We start from the raw sequence: 17,973 nt of genomic DNA, 5'->3' as shown, positions 1-17,973 counted from the left end.
TGGCGATCCCACCAACCGGCGCCGCAGCCCGGCTTGGCGCACGCGACCGCAACTAAGGCACTGCCGCTCCAAATGACAGCGGCATAAGGCGAACGACGGCAGATTTGTGCGCGGATGCCCGATGTCGACGGTGCTCCTCATCTCGGACAGTCATTGGCAAGTCCAACTCATGAGGAGTCGAATTCCAATGGCTATCAAGACCATCACCAGAATCGCCACCATTGCCGCAACGATCGGCATCGCCGGCCTCCCGCTGGCCGTCACCGCGCCGGCCAGCGCAATCACGAAACCTGAACTCGGTGCGAACGCCAACCCACCATCGACGCGCCCCGCGGACAGCGGCTTCGATCTGGACCTGGCGCAGCTCGGCGCCGGAACAGTCGGCGGGATCGCCGTCACCGGAGCCGGATTCGCCGCAGTTACCCGGCTGCGCCGCAAAGCCGCTCAGTAACCCGACCACCGAGAGCGGGATCACACACCCAGCCTCGGCCGCCTACCTTGGGGTTTCGGTGCGGAAGGACTCGCCTAGTTCGGGGCCTAGGCCGTAGTAGTGGCGGAAGTTGTAGATGAGGGGTGACCAGGCTGCGGGGTCTACGTGCGAGGTGCCTGGTACGACGATCTCTCTGGCGGCGTGTACTCGGACGACACGGGCCTGCGCGATCAGGAAGTTGCCTTTAGCATCTAGATCCGCATCTACGACCGTAGCCTCGAATTGGAGTGGGCATTCGGCGACTCGGGGTGGGGTGACGAGTTCGGAGGGGACGGGGGTCAGGCCGGATGCGGTGAACTTGGCGCGTTCGTGGCGGAAGCGGGCCTGTTTGTGGGACGGGACCGGGTCGGCCGCCGTCAACGGGGCGAGGCGTTCGACCGACTCCCACTGCTCGGGTGACGGGTAGTTGATCACCACCTCCGGGCTCGCACGCAGGTTGATCGCAGTCTGTCCCGAGACACCGACCCCAAGCACCACAACGTCGCCGAGCGCCCAGGCCGACGACATCGGGGCAAGGTTGACGGTGTCGTCCTCGTTCACGGTCGTGAGCAGGGCAACCGGCGTGCCGACGTACAGGATGGAAGGTTCGATCGTCAGATGAGTCACGTAAACCGACGCTAGACACGAGACCGTTCGGCGGATGCCTAACTGTGGGAGCGGGATGATGGGGGTATGACGGCTGAGGGTGAGGAGTTGGCGGGGTGGGCTCGGATGTTGGCCGACGGGACTCGGGCGACGGTTTGTCTGGCGTTGCTCGACGGGCGGGCCTGGACTGCCAGCGAGCTTGCCAGGTTGGCGAAAGTTTCGCGGCCGACGATCAGCGAGCACCTGAATCAGCTGGTCGGCGGCGGGTTGCTGACCGAGGTGCGGCAGGGGCGGCACCGGTACGTGAAGCTCGCCGGACCGGATACGGCCGAGTTGCTCGAAGGTCTCGCCGCGTTGGCACCACGTCGTGAAGAAGTCGCGAACAGCCTGGCCGCGGTGAGCAAGCGGGACGCGTTCGCGCGGGCGCGCACCTGCTACGACCACCTGGCCGGCAAGCTCGGCGTCGCGCTCGCCGACGCGATGACCGAGCGTGGCCTCATCGACTGGTCGGAGGGGATCGCGTTGACGCCGGAAGGCCAAGCCTGGTTGGAAGATCTCGGCATCGAAGTCGACGTACGACGCGGCCGGCCCGCCATCAGGTCGTGTCTGGACGTGACCGAACGCCGCCCGCATCTCGCCGGCGCAGTCGGGGCGGCGTTGTGCAGGCACGCGTTACGGAACGACTGGGTGACGCATATCCCGGGCGGTCGCGCTTTGAAGGTGTCGGGTTCGGTTCAAGCGTTCGGGTTGCCTGTGAGAGTTGTCAAAGAATTGCAGCCCGGCCCGCGTGAAACACAGAAGTAACACGCGTCCGGGAGGCGCTCGGCTCCGAAACCCCCTAGCCTTCGGCCATGACTGAGTTCGAGCCCGGCACCGATCTGGTGTCCCGACTCCCTCTGCCCAGCCATGTTGTCGTCCTCGCGGATGGCAAGTGGCGTCGCGGCTGGCTGATCGGCCGCGACCACGAGGAATCGGGATGGACCGCTCTGGTGCAGTACGAGGGCGACGACGGCAACGAGCGGACGGAACGCCTCCCGGCGGACCGGATCGCTCTCCCGGAGTCGAACGGCCCGACTGAACAAGCGTCCTAGGGAGGGAACGCGCACGATACGAAGGCCCCCGGGGTGATGAGTCACCGGGGGCCTTCGTTCGTAACGCTGCTTGGGCGCCTCAGAAGCATCGAGAACCCCGCCCCAGACCCTTCGGGCGGACGGCCTGGGACGGGATCCTCAGTGGCGTTACACACGGTGTATCGCCGGTGACGGGCCGAGTGTTACAGAATCGGAAGAATTTTCTTGCAACCTGGTCACGAATGTACGCGGCCCCGGTGCACGTCCCTGAACACCGGGGCCTGGATCGGCAGCCTCTCGAGCGACCACCGCTCGTGCCCCAACAGGTGCCCCGACGGGCTACGGTCATGCACGATCAGAAACGAACAGCGAGCAGCACGCGACCGGTTTCCGAGCTGCGGATGTCCAGGGCCTTGATCTCGTTGCGCTGCAGCTTCGTGGTCGCCGCCGGCTTCACCGTCGTCCCGGGTGCGGACGTCCAGCTGGCGATCAGCTCGATCTTTCCGGACGTGTCCGTTACGTACAACTCGTACCCGCGGGCGCGTTCGCTCGGTGTCGCGAGTTCGTCGTACCGGCAGCTGATCTCGATCGTCGTACCCCACGGCTCCGGCACCAGCCGGGCGTCCGCGGACAGCTTGCTGGACACCGTCTGGGCGAGTACAACGTAGTCGCCCTTCGGCTCGTCGCGGGTCAGCGGGACGATGATCAGCGCACCGATGACGGCGGCCGCGACGGCGATCCCGGTCGTCAGCGCACCGACCCGGATCCGCTGGCGGCGCCGGTCACGCTGAACGTTCCGGACCAGACCGGGCAGCAGATTCGGCGGTTCCGCCGGGATGGTGGCCAGCGCCCGGTCGGCCGGCAAGGCCGCCAGCACGCCCGGGATGCCGGCCAGGGACGCGACCCCGGCCGAGCACTCCTCACAGGCGTGCAGATGCTCCTCGTACACGCGCCGGTCCTTCGCCGACAGCGCGCCGAGCAGGTAGGCAGCGTCCCACTCCCGGTACGGGTCGCTCACTGGCTCGTCACCCCCTTCTCCTGCAGCGCGAGCTTCAACGCCCGCAGCCCGTAGTGCAGCCGCGACTTCACGGTGCCCGACGGGATGTCCAGCTCCTCGGCGATGTCGGTGACCGTACGGCGCCCGTAGTACGCACGAACGATCACCTGCCGATGTTCCTCCGACAACTGAGCCAGCGACTCGGCTACCAGCCAGGCATCCAGTACGGCGTTCGCGTGGTCGGCGCTCGGGCTCTCCGGGAGGTCGTCGCTGGCGACCTCCCGGCTGACCCGGGCGCTGCGCCGGTCGTCGATGACGAGGTTGCGCGCCACCGTGAACAGCCAGGCCCGGGCGCCCGCCTCGTCCTCGGCCAGGATGTTCGGTCGCCGCCACGCCCGCAGCAGGGTTTCCTGGACGACGTCCTCCGCGAGCCGGTCGTCGCCGGTCAGCCGGACGACGAACCGCCACAGCGCAGGAGCGTGCACATCGTGCAGCTCACGCAGCAGCGTCGCCCGGTCGTCGGCCATCGGCGCTCCTGCTCTGTGCGGGTCGGACATCGGGCTACTTGCTCGGTGCAGCGGCCCGCTGCACCGACCAGGCACCGTTGCCCAGGACAGCGATCAGCAGGAACGCGAAGCAGAACAGGGCCGCCTTCTCGCCACCATTCTGCACGGGCAGCAAAGCACCCGCCTGGTGCACGCTGAAATACGCGTAGGCCATCGATCCGGAGCACAGCAGCGCGGCGTACCGGGTGCCTAGGCCGATCATCACCAGCGCACCGCCGACCGCCTGGATCAACGACGCCCACCAGGACGGCCAGGCGAAGGCGTCGACCTGTTCAGTGCCGAGGACGCCGAACAGCGCGGCCGCGCCGTGGGTCGCAAACAGGAACCCGACGACGATCCGGAAGACGCCGATGACTTCTTTCTGAAAACGCTCAAGCACCTGCACAGGGCCTCACTCCTCGCGGCGTGGTTGTGGTCTGTGCCTGGTTCGAACGATTGAACGCTCTACTTGGTTCAACGCTGAGTGATGTGAAGCTCACATTCCGAATCGGTTGTCTTTCGGGTCGCGAATTGGTAACCGCGGGCGGCGACGGTCAGCCCCGCGCCCCAGACGACGTACGCCGGGACCGCGACCCAGAAGAAGCTGTCCGGGAGTCCGACATCGCCGTAGACGGGCTCGCCCCGGACCGCGTTCACGATCATCTGGAGCAGGCCGACGGTGAAGTACGCCGTGATGCCGGCGCCGATCGTGTAGCCGGGAAGCAGTAGGAGCCAGCGCGGGAAGTACCGGCCGATGCGGTGCACGAGGAGGAACGGGAGGACGGTTCCCGCGAGGACGAAGCCGCCTTCGAAGAGCACGATCGACAGGTTGCCGCCGTACGGCACCTTCTCGAAGCCGACGGCTGCTTGCGCCGCCAACCTGGTCAGGCACCCGGCGGCCGCCAGGCACGCGCCCGCGGTCGAGACCCAGTGCGGCCAGGGCTTGGCCTCGGGCTGGTGGGATTTGGCGAGGTGGCCGAGCAGTACGGCGCCGGCGACCGCGGCCAGTCGGCTGACCATCCCGGGCACGTCGATCGGGATGCCGAGTCCGGGCAGGACGGTGGCGACCAGGTCGAGCAGGATGAACCCGGCTGCGGCGAGCCAGGCCGCGGCGAGCGCCCAGAGCAACCGCGGCCGGATGCGAATCACGGCGAGCGCGGTGACCAGACAGCCGATCACCGAGACCCAGTTCGGGACCAGCAGATCATCGCCGGGCAACTTCCAGTCGGGTGCGTGACCGGTCGCGAACCAGATCCGCAGCACGCCGTACGCCACCGCCCACACCACGACCGCTCGTCTCATACGGCCAGTCTGTTGAGCCTCGGCCGCGCTCGGATCACCCGCGCGAGGGATCGGCCTCCATCGTCAGCGTGAAGCGTGCAGTTCTTGCAAGATGCGGACGAAGGTCTTGCGGTCGGCCGGCGCGAGAGTCGTGAGGACCTGTTCCTCCTGCGCCTGGATTTCCTTGCGGACGGTACGACGTATCTTGCGGCCCTGGGGCGTGATCGAGAGCAGGCGGGCGCGGCGGTCGGCGGGGTCCGGGGTGCGCTCGATCAGGCCGGCCTGCTGGAGTTCGTCGAGGGTGCCGATGATGCGGGACTTGTCCGCACCGATCGCCTCGGCGAGCGCGGCCTGGGTCCGGACCGGGGTGTCGTCGAGGGCGGTGAGCACCGAGTAGCCCCACATCGAAACGTTGTGCGCGGCGAGCACGGGCAGTTCGAGCGCGATCAGATCCCGCACCAGCGGATACAGCATCGCGGCGAGGTCGGGTCGCTCGGTTGCCATGCCCGGAAAGGTAGCACTGGCGCAATCATATGCTGACGCTTACGATAGGCGCATGCCTACTATTGACTACGTTCAGCTCGACGCCGAGGCCGTCCGGGCCAGCATCGAGCTCGTCTCGTCCGCGACCACCGACGACCTGTCCAGGCCGACCCCGTGCCGCGCCTGGACCCTCTACGGTCTGCTCGCCCACATGGCCACACAGCACTACGGCTTCGCGGCCGCCTCCCGCGGTGAGTCCGACCCGGCGATCTGGAAAGTCCGCGATCTCGGCGACGACCCGGTGAAGGCGTACGTCGAATCCGCCGAGCATGTCCTGGACGCGTTCGCGCAGCCGGGAGTCGCGGAGCGGACGTTCACACTCGCCGAGTTCGGCCCCGACGCCGCGTTCCCCGGCTCCCAGGCGATCAGCTTCCACTTCATCGACTACGTGGTCCACAGCTGGGACGTCGCGAAGTCGCTCGGTACGACGGTGACCTTCGCCCCCGCCACGCTCGAGGCGGCGCAGGACGTGGCCCAGGTGGTGCCGACGGGCGAGGTCCGCCTCACCCCGGGTACGCCGTTCGCCCCCGACGTACCGTGGTCCGGCAACGACCCCCTCGACCACATCGTCGCCCATCTCGGCCGCAACCCCACCTGGCCGAACTGAACCAGCCGGCGCTCCAACCCACCACCGACCAAGTGCTTCCGGGGGTGTCAGGCGTGCGCGTATCTTGAGGAGCGTGGCGTCCAAACCGTTGCCGCAGCGCGCGGTTCGCGCGGTGGGTGAAAGCTCGCTCTCTGAGCGCTTGGCGCGCGCTCAGGAGCTGGCTTATGCGCCGCTGATGGGCTGGGCACGACGCAGTCCGCTACACACCGACGTACTCGGTCATTCGATACATCCCTCGCTCACCGACGTGACAACCGGGTGCTGGCTCGGCACGACCCTTCTCGACCTCGCTGGTGGATCCCAGTCGCGTCGCGGGGCGGGGATCCTCGCCGGGCTCGGGGTGCTGGCTTCCGTGCCGACGGCCATCGCCGGCGCGGCCGACTGGTCCGAGCTGTCCGGCGCCGAACGCCGGATCGGCGCGATCCACGCGCTCGGCGCCGACGCTGCGATCGCCCTCTTCGCCGGCTCGGTCGTCGCACGTCTGCGCGGCAGGCACCGGACCGGTACAAAGCTCGCCCTGGCCGGCAACCTGGTCATCGCAGGCGCGGGCTTCCTCGGCGGCCACCTGGCCCTGACCCGCGGAACCGCCCGCCGAGATTCCTTTGCCGAGAGCAACTGATCCCACCGCTGCGGGTCGGTCTCAAGCGGGCTTGACCCGGTGGACCTCGACGTACCCCGCTCGGCCGACGACCAGCCACTTCTCGGAAACGTCGGCGAGGGCCACGCCTTGCAGGTTCGGCGAGCATGGTGCGCCGGTGCGGTCCACCGCGATCGTCCCTACGAGACGGTCGTTCTCCTGGCTTTCCTGGGTGTCTTGGTACACGCCCCAGATGTACGGTCCGACCCCGTACGTCGCAGTGAACTCCAGGCCCTTGGGCCGATGCTTTCCCTTGGTGGGCGAGCCTTCAGGCAATGCCAGGGTGACGAAACCGTTGGGGCCCTTCGCCCACCAGGCGGGTCCGCTGTCCCACACGAGCAACGGTGGATCGCTCGCCACCACGCCTGGCACGCTGTCGGTATCGAAAACGAGTGGCTTGCCGTCGGACAACCGGATCACGTCGACATCCGTGCGGTCCGCGTGTTGCAGCACGGTGTGGTCTGCGGCCGTTCCCTTGTGTTCGTGCGGTCCGCGCGACTGATGCGTACCGGTCCAGCGAGCCTTTCCGGTCCGCGCGTCCCGGACCTCCAACTGCCAGAATCCCGTCGCCCGCTTCGCGACGACGACCGAGTTCCCATCGCCCGAGACGCCGACGACGTCTGCGTCACGCCACAGCTCGGCGCCGGTCTTGGCGTCGAGCGCGATCGTGGTCGGCGACTGGGCATTGCTCGGCCAGCCAGGACCGAAGGGCGCGCTGACGGTCGCGAGTACGACGGACTCGGCCACTGCCGTGACCATCGTGCGATCGTTGGACGGCGTCGCCACGGCCCGAAAACCCCAGACCGGATCGCCTGTTCGGACGTCAACGCCGACGACCCCACTCGTCGTCGTACCCCTGGGTGTGGACGCAACGGAGACCGGCAGGACGTCGCCGGCAGGCCGGACCGCCGGCCGCTGAACCAGTGTCGGCGAGTTCCCCAGAAATCCCGGGCCGACGGCACATACCCAGACAGTCCCCAGCTCCGGCACCGACATCGGCTTCTTACCGTCGATCACCCACTTCCGCGCACCGTCCGCCGCGCCGAAACAGCAGACCCGAGCGTTCTCCGTCCCCGTGCCGTCAACCATCACGACGGCATCACCCACCAACCGCACCCGCCCCGGCAGAGCCGGCCACGGCGTCACCAGCCGCTCCTGCCAAACCTTCTCGAGCATCAACTTCGGCGCGGTCTTGTCCGCGGTCTCCCCACACGCCGCAAGCAGGGGTATAGAGGCCATACCAAGAAGGACAGACCGACGGCGGACAAGCACCAGCCGACGGTAGCAAGCCAACGGCGCACGCCCACCCACGCCCGCCGTCCACCTCAGTGACCTGCCGGGCTGCGCAGGTGGCCCATCGAAACCACCTCGGAATGGCCCAGCGATCGCGGGCCACGTCTGCCTACGGTCGGAGGAGAACCATCATTACGACCAGTGCGAAGGATCTTCAAATGCGTGCCATCACTGTCCGGGACCGCGAGGCCGATGGCTACGGGCTGTCCCTGACCGAGCTGCCCTACCCCCACGCCGCCGAGAACGACGTCATCGTGGAGGTGCACGCCGCCGGCTTCATCCGAACCGAGCCGGACTGGCCCGCGACCTGGACCGACCGCGCCGGCCGCGACCGTACCCCAAGTGTCATCGGCCACGAGGTGTCAGGTGTGGTCGTCGAGCTCGGCTACGGTACGACGGGACTCAGGATCGGCCAGCGGGTCTTCGGGCTGACCGACTGGGCCCGCAACGGCTCGCTCGCCGAGTACACCGCCGTGGAGGCCCGCAACCTGGCTCCTCTCCCTGCCGACATCGACCACGTCACCGGGGCCGCTCTCCCGATGCCCGGTCTGACAGCCTGGCAAGCGCTGTTCGACCACGCTCACCTGCAAGCAGGTCAATCCGTCCTCATCCACGGCGCCGGCGGTTCCGTCGGCTCCGTCGCCGTACAACTGGCCCGCGAGACCGGAGCACACATCATCGGCACCGGCCGGACTGCCGACCGGGACCTGGTCAGCTCCCTCGGCGCCCAGGAGTTCCTCGACCTGGACAGCGATCGCCTCGAGGACGCCGGGGAGGTCGACGTGGTGTTCGACGTGATCGGCGGCGAGATCCGCGACCGCTCCACTGCACTGCTGCGCCCGGGCGGAACCCTCGTCAGTGTCGCCGAACCACCGACCGTCCACCCGCGCGACGGCAGGTCAATCTTCTTCGTTGTCGAGCCCCACCGCGAACAGACAGCTCAGTTTGCTGCTCGCGTACGCGACGGAAGGCTCACACCGCTTGTCACAGCCGTCCGCGACCTGGATGCAGTCCCCGCCACCTTCGCAGAACGCACCCGCGGCAAGACCATCATCGCGATGAAACCCCAGCCCTGAGCCTGCTGACCGAACGAGGTTCCACAGCACATGATGGAGCTATGGACAGGACGTCGGTGCACGAGGAACTCGAGCGGGTTCGCGCCGATTTCCGACGGCTGGTCGAGTCGGCGGACGACGACGTACTGCGCAGAGCCTCGAACGGCACGCGGTGGAACAACCGCCAACTGCTGTTTCACATGCTGCTGGGCTACTTGATCGTCCGTGCGCTGCTCGGGCTGGTTCGTGTCTTCGGTCGGCTGCCCCGCGGAGCAAGTCGCACGTATGCACGATTGCTGAATGCAGGAACCCGGCCGTTCGACGAGGTCAACTTCCTCGGCTCGTACGCCGCCGGCCGCACGGTCAGCCCGGCTCGCATGGTCGTGATGTTCGACCACGTCATCGACAAGCTTCACCGGCGGCTCGACGCCGAAACCGACGCCGACCTGGCCCGGGGCATGCACTATCCGACCCGGTGGGATCCGTTCTTCAAGGACTACATGACCCTGGCTGACGTCTATCACTTCCCGACCCAGCACTACGACTTCCACCGCAAGCAACTCACACTGGACGGAGGTCCTCGGTGGGCATCCGCCGTACGACGAACAGCAGCACGCCCGCCACGACGCACGCGGCAGCAACCAGCAGGACGAGTGTCCGGTAACCCACCGCGGCGGCGAGCAGCGCGCCGCCGAGAGGTGCGGTGGCCTTCGCGATCAGGATCGGGGCGGCCAGTGTGCCCGCGATCGTGCCGTATCCGGTGGCGCCGTACCGGTCGAGCAGGATCGCCGGTGTGGCGATCGACGCAACCCCGAAACCGAGACCGAACAGCACCAGGCAGCCGATCGCTCCGAGCAACTGCCGCCCGACGACAGGCAGCAATGACATCGCAATGCCTTGTCCGACAAGGATGCACCCGACGATCGTCGCCATCGGCAACCAACGGGTGGACAACGTGGTGACGACCCGGCCCGTGACCGACAACAACCCGAGCAACCCGGCGAGCGTGGCGGCGACGACGGCCGGATGACCGAGGCTGGTCAGGTACTGCACCAGGTGTACGGCGATGACGGCCAGCGCCGCGCCATGCAGGACGAAGGTTGCCGCAAGCAACCAGAACGCCGGATCATGCAGCACCCGGGCAGGCGACGTGCGCGAACGTCGTGCGCGATGACCCGCCGCAGCGGTGCGCCGCAGCCCGAAGGCGTGCAGAGGAACGGTCAGTGCAGCCAGGAGGACCGCGAGTACGACGAGCGCGCGACGCCAATCGATCCGATCGACCAGCTGCCCGGTGAGCGGGATGAAGATCGAACTGGCGAATCCAGCGACCAGCGTGACACCGAGCAGCGCCTTCGCCCGCCGCGCCGGCTCCGTCGCTGCCACGACCACCGCGAAGGCCGGCTCGTACAACACCATCGCCGACGCGACTCCGATGAGCACAAAAACCAAGTAGAGCTGTGCGGCGCTGTGGACCTGGGACCACCCGAACACCGCCACCGCGCCGACTACGGATCCCACCGTCATCAACGCGTGGCCGCCCCGGGCATCAAGCCAGCGGCCGACCGGTATCGACAGCAGACCTGACATCAGGACCGCGAGAGTCAGCGCGCCCGCTGCCGTGGTGTGCGAGATCCCGAGGTCGTTGCTCATCGGGCCGAGGATCACGCTGAAGGCGTAGTACAGAACGCCGTACCCGACCGTTTGTGTGACTGCGAGCGTCCCGACCAGCCGTCCGGGTCTGACCACTGCACGAGTGGCCAGACCCGGAGTCGTCGTCATCAGCCGCAGCAGCCGGCTTGGGTGCTGGGCTTGGCCTCGACGACGGTCAGCAGTCCACCGCTGATGCCGGTTGCGAGGCCTCGACTCACCGGCGCTTCGATGCTGACCGGTGCTGGGCCACAGCAGCCGCCCCCGGCCTCATCCGTGGAGTCGCCGTACGCGAGGTTCGACGAGCACACGCCGGTTTCCGGCAGGTTCAGCTGGACGTCACGCGCGGCCTCCCAGTCGCCGGCCAACGCGGCCACGACCGAGCGAGCCTGCTCGTAGCCCGTCGCGAGCAGGAACGTCGGCGCCCGGCCGTAGGACTTCGCGCCAACCGCGTAGTACCCGGGCTCCGGGTGGGCCAACTCGTCGACGCCGTGCGGCGGAACGGTCCCGCAGGAGTGCTGGTTCGGGTCGATCAACGGCGCCAGCGCCCGCGTCGAACCCAGGATCGGATCCAGATCCAGCCGCAGTTCGCCGACCATGTCGTGGTCGGGCCGGAACCCGGTCGAGTTCACCACGGTGTCCACCACGACGCGCTGGTCCCCAGCGGCCAGTTCCACCCGGCCGTCCGCCGTACGGGTCAACGACTCGGTGCGGAAGCTGCTCACCAACTCGACGCGGCCCGACTGCACCAGCGCCTTCAGCCGCGCGCCGAGAGCACCCCGCGCGGGCAGTTCGTCCCCGTCGCCACCGCCGTACGTCCGCGCTTGGTCGGTTCCCCGAACGACCCAGACCACCTCGGTACCCGGTTCGTGCTCGGCCAGTTCACCGAGCTCGAGCAGCGTCGTCGCAGCAGAGTGACCGGCGCCGACAACCGCCGTACGACGACCCACGAAACGGTCACGATCGCGCCCGAACACGTCTGGCAGCGCGTGTGCGATCGCATCGGCCGTCTCGTCCTCGCCACGGGCCGGGATCCCCGATGCGCCAAGAACGTTCGGGCGGCGCCAGGTCCCCGCCGCGTCGATCACGGCCGAGGCCAACACCTCTTCGCCGTCCGCGAGGCGCAGCAGGAACGGCGCTGATTCGCGGCCCGCCGTACGGATGCGGTCGTATCCGACACGGGTCACCGCGATCACCTGAGCGCCGTACCGGATCCTGTCCGCGAGGGTCTTCGCCAGCGGCGCCAGATACTCGTCGATCAGGTCGCCGCCGGTCGGCAGCTCGTCCAGGTCGGGCGCGATCCAGCCGCTGTCCTCCAGCAGCCGGCGCGCGGCTTCGTCGATGTCGTAGCGCCACGGGCTGAACAGCTTCACGTGCCGCCACTCGTCGATCGCGGCCGCGACGCCCGGTCCGGATTCCAGCACCAGGAACTCCAGTCCGCGTTCGGCCAGGTGGGCCGCCGCGGCCAGTCCCACCGGGCCCGCTCCGATGACTACCACCGGCTCTGTCACGATCATCCTCCGCGCTGTCTAGATGCTTGTCTAATCACGAAGCTTGCCTCTTGATTCGACAAGAGTCAAGATAGATCCATGTCGAATCAGCTGCCGGTCCTCAACTCGTGCTGCACGCCGATCTCCGAGGCTGCCCTCGGTCCGGAGCAGGCTGCGGAGGGTGCGGCGGTGTTCAAGGCACTCTCCGACCCGATCCGGCTGCGGCTGATGTCGATCATCGCTTCGGCCGGTGATGAGGTCTGCGTCTGCGACATCACGCCACACTTCGAGGTGAGCGGCCCGACCATCTCGCACCACTTGAAGGTGCTCCGCGAGGCGGGTCTGGTCGACTGCGAGCGCCGCGGCACCTGGGTCTACTACTGGCCTCTGCCTGAGCGCCTCACCTGGCTTTCGACGCTCTTGTCTGTTCCCGCAGCGGTCTGACTCGTCTCCGTGACGTTCCGCGCCGTGGTGATCGGCGGTGGTCAGGCAGGTCTCGCGACCGGGTTCTACCTCCGCCGATCCGGCCTGGTTCCTGGCAAGGATTTCGCGATCCTGGACGCGGCGGCCGAACCTGGCGGTGCGTGGGCCCGCATGTGGCCGACGCTGCGAACCTTCTCCCCCACCCAGTACTCGTCTCTGCCCGGCTGGATGATGCCGCCTTGGACCGGCGACAGCGGCTACCCCTTGGCATCACACGTGGTCGACTACCTCACCCGGTACGAGGACCGCTACCAGCTCGACGTACGTCGATCCGTCGCCGTCCGATCCGTCAACCGCGGCATCGATGAACTCGTCGTACACACCAACAGCGGCGACTGGCCGGCGGAGCACGTCATCTCGGCGACGGGAACCTGGTCGAGGCCCTTCGTCCCGCACTATCCGGGAACCTTCGCCGGCCACCAGCTCCACACCGCCGACTACCGAAGTGCGTCGGATGTCAGGGGCCGACGGGTCCTGATCGTCGGCGGCGGAAACTCAGCCGCTCAGATCCTTGCCGAGGTCTCGCTGGTGGCCGAGACGACCTGGGTGACATTGCGTCCGCCACGGTTCCTACCGGATGAGGTCGACGGGCGCGCACTGTTCGAGATCGCGACCGAACGGCACAAAGCCCGCCTGCGCGGTGAATCCGACACCACTGGCGTCGCCGGTCTCGGTGACATCGTGATGGTCGAGAATGTGCGCGAGGCTCGCGAGCGCGGCGTACTGCACGCGCGCCGGCCCTTCACCCGCCTGGTCGACCACGGTGTCCGGTGGCCCGACGGCACCGAGTCATCGTTCGACACGATCATCTGGTGCACCGGCTTCCGCCCCGCGCTCGGCCACCTCGCCGGTCTCGGCCTGCGCGCGCCGGACGGCCTGATCCCGACCGACGGCACGCAGGCAATCAAGGAACCACGCCTGCATCTGATCGGGTACGGCGACTGGACCGGGCCGGCCTCGGCCACACTCATCGGCGCCGGCCGCACCGCCCGCGATCTCGTCCGCGACCTGTGAACTCGTCACACTTGAAGCTCCCCGAGGAGCTTCTCGATCCGACCACGGATCTCGTCGCGGACCCGACGTACGACCTCGATCGGCTGACCGGCGGGATCCGTCAGCTCCCAGTCCTCGTAGCGCTTGCCGGGAAAGATCGGACAGGCGTCGCCGCAGCCCATCGTCACGATGACATCGCTCTCCCGAACGGCCTCGGTCTCCAGGCGCTTCGGCACGGCGCCCGTGATGTCGATGCCGACCTCGCGCATCGCCTCGACAGCGACCGGATTGATCTGCTCCTTCGGCTCCGATCCGGCCGAGCGGACCTCGACCGAGTCCCCCGCCAGATGCCGCAACCACCCGGCGGCCATCTGCGACCGCCCGGCATTGTGGACACAGACGAACAGAACACTTGGCTTGCTCACTTGGAGGCTCCAGTCTCGGTATGAGAAGTGACAACATCGTCCGCGGCTCGTCCGGCCTGTGGATACAGCACGGCCAGCACGCCCACTCCGGCAGCGGCTCCGGCAATCTGAGCGATCACGAAGCCCGGCAACGAGCCCGGGGCGATACCGGCGAACGTGTCGCTGAACGCCCGCCCGATCGTGACCGCCGGGTTGGCGAACGACGTCGACGAGGTGAACCAGTACGCCGACCCGATGTACGCACCGACCGCAGCAGGCGCCACCGCTGCGCGACCTGATGCAGCCAGGGCGAAGATCAGGACGATCAGCCCGGCTGTCGCGACGACCTCACCCAGCCACAGGTGCGGCGCAGTCCGCTCCGTCGTGGACCACGACACCGCGGCCTCGCCGTACATCAGATTGGCAAGCACGGCACCCAGCACCGCGCCGATGATCTGTGCTGGGATGTACGCACCGAGATCCCGAGCGGTCAGACCGGTCCCGGTCCGACGTCCGAGCCACCAGTCCACGGCCGAGACCACCGGGTTGAAGTGCGCGCCCGACACCGGGCCGATCATCAAGATCAGCACGGCCAGACCGAGCGCGATAGCGAACGCGTTCTCGAGCAACTGAAGCCCGACATCGTCCGGCGACAACTTGGCCGCCGCGATACCTGACCCGACGACGACCGTGACGAGTAGACCAGTTCCGATGCCCTCGGCAACCACCCGACGCCACAGCGGCGTCACGCTCACCGGCTACTCACCATCGCCTCGCCAAACTGCTCCCGAAGGCAACGCGAGCGACAGGTCCTCTCGGTCGGTCATGATGCCGTCCCCTTCGAAACCAGTGGCGCCAGCCGATCGATCCGGCCGGCGATCTCGTCGTACGCCGCCTCGAACGCCGCGTCCGTGTCCTTCGCCGCCGGATCCGGCACCGACCAGTGCACCCGCGGCCGCGTCTCCGCCGGCAGATGCTCATACGCGATATCGCACACCGCGATCACCAAATCATCGCGCTTGAGCACGTCGCTCACTTGCGCGGTGCGCCACGACGTCGGGTCGAGCCCGCGCCGCCGAGCCACCTTCACCGCCCGCGGATGCACCCGCTCCGCCGGCCGCGTCCCCGCCGACGCCGCCGGCACCCGACTATGCCGTTCCCAGATCGCCGCAGCTAACTGCGACCGCGCCGAGTTCTGCGTACAAACGAACACCACCCGCGGCACACCCTCCAGCGACGGACTAGCCACCGACGCCAACCGCTCCGGCACCAACCGCACATACGTCCGCCGCTGATCCCCCTCGGACCGCCCCCGAACGACCAGCCCAGCCTCCTCCAACACCTTCAAGTGATGCGCCACCAAATTCGTCGGCATCCCCAACAACGCCCCCAACTCCCCCGGCGCCGCATCCCCCACCCCCAACGCATCGACAACCGCCAACCGCGCCGCATCCCCCAGCGCCGCATAAACCCGCGCCCGCTCAACCAGAGAATTCCGCTCAACACCCATTGCCTCAATAATCACTGACCCAACACCTCGAGGTCAAGCGCCGTAACCGTCGTACACCATCTCTGCAAGACGCGACTGTGGAAGATCCCGGCGAGTTTCCGGAAGGAGTTCGTCCGGATCGAGGTCTAGCGTTGCCGGTATGGGTGACAAGGTGTTCGACCACGCCGACCTTCGCGGAGCGCGGTTTCGTGATGTCGACCTGCGCGACGCCGACTTCCGCGGAGTGGCTTTGAGCGGATCCATCCTGCGCGGCGTCGAGCTGGGGCGGGTGCGGATCGACGGGGATATCGAGGATCTCGTGATCAACGGGGTGGAGGTCGCGCCGCTCGTGGACGCCGAACTGGACCGGCGGTATCCCGATCGGGTGAAGATGCGGCCGACCGACGTACCCGGGTTCCGCGACGGCTGGGATGTGGTCGAGCGCCTCTGGGCGGGGACGGTCGATCGGGCGCGACGATTGCCGGCGGACTTGTTGCACGAGCATGTCGACGACGAGTGGTCCTTCATCGAGACGTTGCGGCACCTCGCGTTTGCCACGGATTCCTGGGTACGGCGCGCGATCCTCGGTGATCCGAGTCCGTGGGACCCGCTCGATCTCCCGTGGGACGAGATGCCCGACACCCCCGGCGTACCGCGGAATCGCGATGTCCGTCCGTCACTCGAGGAGGTCCTGGAGCTGCGGATGGACCGGATGGCGACAGTACGTCGGGTTGTCGACAATCTCAGCGAGGAACAGCTGAACGCGGACACGGAACCAGTCGCCGGGCCAGGCTGGCCCCCGCCGGAGAGCTTCCCCGTCCGCGAATGCCTGCTGATCGTGCTCAACGAGGAGTGGCAGCATCGCCTGTACGCCGAGCGCGACCTTGATGTGCTGGAGTCACAACCCACGGAGTATCGCGTTGCGCGTTGACTCGACACGCGTTCATCACGGTTCTCGGCTCACCACGCTGGATCGAGTCGTCGGTCGAGGCAGTTACCGGAGCGCGCGTCGTCATAATGCCCCTGACGCCTGCAGGCTCGACGCTTGATCACGGGGCACCGGCCACAGCCGGTGCCCCGGGCCGTAGGCCTTGCATCGCCTGAGAATTGTTTGCGGTCACGCTGTGGCGCGAACGCTGGGTACGTGGCGGTGTCAGGTCTCCGCGTCAGGGGTTCCGCAGTGAGCGGAACGCAGCGCGTACCTCGGCGGTGAACAGGGCGGGCTCCTCCCAGGCGGCGAAGTGGCCGCCCTTGTCGACCTCGTTGAAGTAGTTGAGGCCGGGGTACACCGTCTCGACCCAGCTGCGCGGGGCGGCCCACAGTTCTCCGGGGAACGTCGTGAAACCGACCGGAACCGTGACCGGTGGGGGAGCGTGGCCGGCCGCGGTGGCGGCGGCTACGAACCGCCCGAATTCCCAGTACCACCGAGCCGCGGATGCGCCGGTGCGGGTCAGCCAGTAGAGCGTGATGTTGTCGAGGATGGCGTCCCGAGTGAGGCCACCCGTCGGCTGCTTGTCGACGAAGGCGCGGGAGATCTTGTAGTAGCTGTCCGTGTCGTGGTCGAGCATCCAGGCGGCCAGAGCGATGGGCGAGTCGAGCAGGGAGTACCCGATGGTCTGCGGCCGAGTGGACTGCTCCATGAAGTAGGCGAAGCCGTCCGTCGTGAAGGTGGTGACCGCATCGTGCGCCGCGCGTTCCTGCTCGGTCTCCGCGGGCAGGTGGTCCTTGATGCCGAGCGCCGAGGCGAGCAGGTTGACGTGAATGCCGACCAGCCCCTCGACCCCTTGGCGTCCCATCGCGTCCGTCACGTCGGCGCCCACGTCGCCGCCCTGGGCGACGTAGCGCGTGTACCCGAGACGCTTCATCAGTTCCGCCCAGGCGCGGCCGATGCGGAGGGAATCCCAGCCGACCTCGGTCGGCTCACCAGAGAAGCCGTAGCCGGGTAATGAGGGCAGCACCAGGTGGAAGGCGTCCTCGGCGGATCCGCCGTGAGCGGTCGGATCTGTCAGCGGGCCGACGGTCTCCAGCAGTTCGACGACCGAGCCCGGCCAGCCGTGCGTCATGATGAGCGGCAACGCATTCTCGTGCGGCGACTCGACGTGGATGAAGTGGATCTCGACGCCGTCGATCTCGGTCGTGTACTGCGGCAGTGCGTTCAGCTGTGCCTCGAACGCACGCCAGTCGTGGTCGCTCGTCCAGTAGCGGGCCAACTCCTGGAGTGTCTCCAGTTGGACGCCCTGGGATCGATCGGCGACCAGCTCCCGGGCCGGCCATCGCGTGGCAGCGATCCGGCGATGCAGGTCGTCGATCGCTTCTTCTGGTGTGTCGATCCGGAAGGGACGGATTTCGTTCGGGTTGGGCATG

Annotated in this window: 22 protein-coding genes and 1 pseudogene; 10 read left to right on the top strand and 13 right to left on the bottom strand. The window is 67.8% G+C overall.

Annotated features, from left to right (window positions below; translation table 11 throughout):
- Nucleotides 1-187: 187 nt before the first annotated feature.
- On the top strand, nucleotides 188-451 hold the full coding sequence (locus tag EV137_RS21640) for a hypothetical protein (RefSeq protein ID WP_134130516.1): 264 nt from the start codon (nucleotides 188-190) through the stop codon (nucleotides 449-451).
- A gap of 42 nt (nucleotides 452-493) precedes the next feature.
- On the opposite strand, the gene EV137_RS21635 is transcribed toward EV137_RS21640, so the two are convergent.
- Nucleotides 494-1,096: a flavin reductase family protein gene (locus EV137_RS21635; RefSeq protein ID WP_134130515.1), complete on the bottom strand. Its 603-nt coding sequence runs from the start codon at nucleotides 1,094-1,096 to the stop codon at nucleotides 494-496.
- Between the two features lie 66 nt (nucleotides 1,097-1,162).
- On the opposite strand from EV137_RS21635, the gene EV137_RS21630 reads away from it, so the two are divergent.
- Both EV137_RS21630 and EV137_RS21625 read left to right on the top strand, forming a co-directional pair.
- Nucleotides 1,163-1,879, top strand: coding sequence for an ArsR/SmtB family transcription factor (locus EV137_RS21630; protein WP_133787434.1), 717 nt, complete (start codon nucleotides 1,163-1,165; stop codon nucleotides 1,877-1,879).
- 47 nt (nucleotides 1,880-1,926) lie between these two features.
- Nucleotides 1,927-2,166: a hypothetical protein gene (locus EV137_RS21625; RefSeq protein WP_130388759.1), complete on the top strand. Its 240-nt coding sequence runs from the start codon at nucleotides 1,927-1,929 to the stop codon at nucleotides 2,164-2,166.
- 334 nt (nucleotides 2,167-2,500) lie between these two features.
- Here EV137_RS21625 and EV137_RS21620 read toward each other — a convergent pair whose 3' ends face one another.
- From EV137_RS21620 to EV137_RS21600, 5 genes are all read right to left on the bottom strand, one after another.
- A complete protein-coding gene (locus EV137_RS21620; RefSeq protein WP_134003047.1) occupies nucleotides 2,501-3,163 on the bottom strand; it encodes an anti-sigma factor family protein in 663 nt (220 codons plus the stop codon).
- Nucleotides 3,160-3,669, bottom strand: coding sequence for a sigma-70 family RNA polymerase sigma factor (locus tag EV137_RS21615; RefSeq protein WP_134003045.1), 510 nt, complete (start codon nucleotides 3,667-3,669; stop codon nucleotides 3,160-3,162). Before EV137_RS21615 ends, EV137_RS21620 begins: the two co-directional genes overlap by 4 nt.
- Before the next feature lie 34 nt (nucleotides 3,670-3,703).
- Nucleotides 3,704-4,093: a DoxX family protein gene (locus EV137_RS21610; protein ID WP_134130514.1), complete on the bottom strand. Its 390-nt coding sequence runs from the start codon at nucleotides 4,091-4,093 to the stop codon at nucleotides 3,704-3,706.
- A 68-nt stretch (nucleotides 4,094-4,161) separates the two neighbouring features.
- Nucleotides 4,162-4,989, bottom strand: a complete 828-nt coding sequence (locus EV137_RS21605) for a hypothetical protein (protein WP_134130513.1) — start codon at nucleotides 4,987-4,989, stop codon at nucleotides 4,162-4,164.
- A 63-nt stretch (nucleotides 4,990-5,052) separates the two neighbouring features.
- Nucleotides 5,053-5,472: a MarR family winged helix-turn-helix transcriptional regulator gene (locus EV137_RS21600; protein WP_134130512.1), complete on the bottom strand. Its 420-nt coding sequence runs from the start codon at nucleotides 5,470-5,472 to the stop codon at nucleotides 5,053-5,055.
- Nucleotides 5,473-5,524: 52 nt separating this feature from the next.
- Here EV137_RS21600 and EV137_RS21595 point away from each other — a divergent pair, with 52 nt between their 5' ends.
- Both EV137_RS21595 and EV137_RS21590 read left to right on the top strand, forming a co-directional pair.
- Entirely contained in the window at nucleotides 5,525-6,118 is a 594-nt protein-coding gene (locus EV137_RS21595) for a TIGR03086 family metal-binding protein (protein WP_134130511.1), read from the top strand.
- A 73-nt stretch (nucleotides 6,119-6,191) separates the two neighbouring features.
- The gene (locus EV137_RS21590) at nucleotides 6,192-6,737 is read left to right on the top strand and encodes a DUF2231 domain-containing protein (RefSeq protein ID WP_134130510.1); all 546 of its coding nucleotides are present in this window, start codon (nucleotides 6,192-6,194) and stop codon (nucleotides 6,735-6,737) included.
- A 21-nt stretch (nucleotides 6,738-6,758) separates the two neighbouring features.
- Here the strand turns inward: EV137_RS21590 and EV137_RS21585 are convergent, their stop codons facing one another.
- A complete protein-coding gene (locus tag EV137_RS21585; RefSeq protein ID WP_134130509.1) occupies nucleotides 6,759-7,994 on the bottom strand; it encodes a PQQ-binding-like beta-propeller repeat protein in 1,236 nt (411 codons plus the stop codon).
- Between the two features lie 212 nt (nucleotides 7,995-8,206).
- On the opposite strand from EV137_RS21585, the gene EV137_RS21580 reads away from it, so the two are divergent.
- Both EV137_RS21580 and EV137_RS21575 read left to right on the top strand, forming a co-directional pair.
- Nucleotides 8,207-9,124, top strand: a complete 918-nt coding sequence (locus tag EV137_RS21580; protein WP_134130508.1) for an NADP-dependent oxidoreductase — start codon at nucleotides 8,207-8,209, stop codon at nucleotides 9,122-9,124.
- A 41-nt stretch (nucleotides 9,125-9,165) separates the two neighbouring features.
- Nucleotides 9,166-9,654 (top strand): annotated as a pseudogene (locus EV137_RS21575) (DinB family protein); the annotation flags it as partial.
- Nucleotides 9,655-9,664: 10 nt separating this feature from the next.
- On the opposite strand, the gene EV137_RS21570 reads toward EV137_RS21575, so the two are convergent.
- Both EV137_RS21570 and EV137_RS21565 read right to left on the bottom strand, forming a co-directional pair.
- On the bottom strand, nucleotides 9,665-10,882 hold the full coding sequence (locus EV137_RS21570; RefSeq protein WP_134130507.1) for an MFS transporter: 1,218 nt from the start codon (nucleotides 10,880-10,882) through the stop codon (nucleotides 9,665-9,667).
- Entirely contained in the window at nucleotides 10,882-12,267 is a 1,386-nt protein-coding gene (locus EV137_RS21565; protein WP_134130506.1) for an FAD-dependent oxidoreductase, read from the bottom strand. Before EV137_RS21565 ends, EV137_RS21570 begins: the two co-directional genes overlap by 1 nt.
- A gap of 72 nt (nucleotides 12,268-12,339) precedes the next feature.
- Between EV137_RS21565 and EV137_RS21560 the strand changes: the two genes are divergently transcribed.
- Both EV137_RS21560 and EV137_RS21555 read left to right on the top strand, forming a co-directional pair.
- Complete coding sequence (locus EV137_RS21560; protein WP_134003024.1) at nucleotides 12,340-12,684, top strand: ArsR/SmtB family transcription factor; 345 nt, start codon at nucleotides 12,340-12,342, stop codon at nucleotides 12,682-12,684.
- A 9-nt stretch (nucleotides 12,685-12,693) separates the two neighbouring features.
- The gene (locus tag EV137_RS21555; RefSeq protein WP_238175472.1) at nucleotides 12,694-13,737 is read left to right on the top strand and encodes an ArsO family NAD(P)H-dependent flavin-containing monooxygenase; all 1,044 of its coding nucleotides are present in this window, start codon (nucleotides 12,694-12,696) and stop codon (nucleotides 13,735-13,737) included.
- 5 nt (nucleotides 13,738-13,742) lie between these two features.
- On the opposite strand, the gene EV137_RS21550 is transcribed toward EV137_RS21555, so the two are convergent.
- The 3 genes from EV137_RS21550 to EV137_RS21540 all read right to left on the bottom strand — a co-directional run bounded on the left by EV137_RS21550 (nucleotide 13,743) and on the right by EV137_RS21540 (nucleotide 15,630).
- Nucleotides 13,743-14,141: an arsenate reductase ArsC gene (locus EV137_RS21550; protein WP_202871066.1), complete on the bottom strand. Its 399-nt coding sequence runs from the start codon at nucleotides 14,139-14,141 to the stop codon at nucleotides 13,743-13,745.
- Complete coding sequence (locus tag EV137_RS21545) at nucleotides 14,138-14,875, bottom strand: aquaporin (protein ID WP_134130505.1); 738 nt, start codon at nucleotides 14,873-14,875, stop codon at nucleotides 14,138-14,140. The genes EV137_RS21550 and EV137_RS21545 overlap by 4 nt, the downstream gene beginning before the upstream one ends.
- 68 nt (nucleotides 14,876-14,943) lie before the next feature.
- Nucleotides 14,944-15,630 carry an arsenate reductase/protein-tyrosine-phosphatase family protein gene (locus EV137_RS21540; protein ID WP_134130504.1) on the bottom strand — a complete coding sequence of 229 codons (687 nt, stop codon included), beginning with the start codon at nucleotides 15,628-15,630 and terminating at the stop codon, nucleotides 14,944-14,946.
- A 139-nt stretch (nucleotides 15,631-15,769) separates the two neighbouring features.
- Here EV137_RS21540 and EV137_RS21535 point away from each other — a divergent pair, with 139 nt between their 5' ends.
- Complete coding sequence (locus EV137_RS21535) at nucleotides 15,770-16,540, top strand: DinB family protein (protein WP_134130503.1); 771 nt, start codon at nucleotides 15,770-15,772, stop codon at nucleotides 16,538-16,540.
- 235 nt (nucleotides 16,541-16,775) lie between these two features.
- Here EV137_RS21535 and EV137_RS21530 read toward each other — a convergent pair whose 3' ends face one another.
- Nucleotides 16,776-17,972, bottom strand: a complete 1,197-nt coding sequence (locus tag EV137_RS21530; protein WP_134130502.1) for an epoxide hydrolase family protein — start codon at nucleotides 17,970-17,972, stop codon at nucleotides 16,776-16,778.
- Nucleotide 17,973: the final 1 nt, after the last annotated feature.

It is taken from the genome of Kribbella pratensis (assembly GCF_004366075.1).
In the GTDB taxonomy this organism is placed as follows: Bacteria; Actinomycetota; Actinomycetes; order Propionibacteriales; family Kribbellaceae; genus Kribbella; species Kribbella pratensis.
This window is presented reverse-complemented; position numbering and strand designations above follow the sequence as displayed.

Coding starts and splice junctions, on each gene's coding strand:
- EV137_RS21605 (WP_134130513.1), bottom strand. CDS start 4,989: ATGAGACGAGCGGTCGTGGTGTGGGCGGTGGCGTACGGCGTGCTGCGG.
- EV137_RS21565 (WP_134130506.1), bottom strand. CDS start 12,267: ATGATCGTGACAGAGCCGGTGGTAGTCATCGGAGCGGGCCCGGTGGGA.
- EV137_RS21560 (WP_134003024.1), top strand. CDS start 12,340: ATGTCGAATCAGCTGCCGGTCCTCAACTCGTGCTGCACGCCGATCTCC.
- EV137_RS21580 (WP_134130508.1), top strand. CDS start 8,207: ATGCGTGCCATCACTGTCCGGGACCGCGAGGCCGATGGCTACGGGCTG.
- EV137_RS21585 (WP_134130509.1), bottom strand. CDS start 7,994: ATGGCCTCTATACCCCTGCTTGCGGCGTGTGGGGAGACCGCGGACAAG.
- EV137_RS21540 (WP_134130504.1), bottom strand. CDS start 15,630: ATGGGTGTTGAGCGGAATTCTCTGGTTGAGCGGGCGCGGGTTTATGCG.
- EV137_RS21595 (WP_134130511.1), top strand. CDS start 5,525: ATGCCTACTATTGACTACGTTCAGCTCGACGCCGAGGCCGTCCGGGCC.
- EV137_RS21535 (WP_134130503.1), top strand. CDS start 15,770: ATGGGTGACAAGGTGTTCGACCACGCCGACCTTCGCGGAGCGCGGTTT.
- EV137_RS21615 (WP_134003045.1), bottom strand. CDS start 3,669: ATGGCCGACGACCGGGCGACGCTGCTGCGTGAGCTGCACGATGTGCAC.
- EV137_RS21530 (WP_134130502.1), bottom strand. CDS start 17,972: ATGCCCAACCCGAACGAAATCCGTCCCTTCCGGATCGACACACCAGAA.
- EV137_RS21640 (WP_134130516.1), top strand. CDS start 188: ATGGCTATCAAGACCATCACCAGAATCGCCACCATTGCCGCAACGATC.
- EV137_RS21570 (WP_134130507.1), bottom strand. CDS start 10,882: ATGACGACGACTCCGGGTCTGGCCACTCGTGCAGTGGTCAGACCCGGA.
- EV137_RS21600 (WP_134130512.1), bottom strand. CDS start 5,472: ATGGCAACCGAGCGACCCGACCTCGCCGCGATGCTGTATCCGCTGGTG.
- EV137_RS21625 (WP_130388759.1), top strand. CDS start 1,927: ATGACTGAGTTCGAGCCCGGCACCGATCTGGTGTCCCGACTCCCTCTG.
- EV137_RS21630 (WP_133787434.1), top strand. CDS start 1,163: ATGACGGCTGAGGGTGAGGAGTTGGCGGGGTGGGCTCGGATGTTGGCC.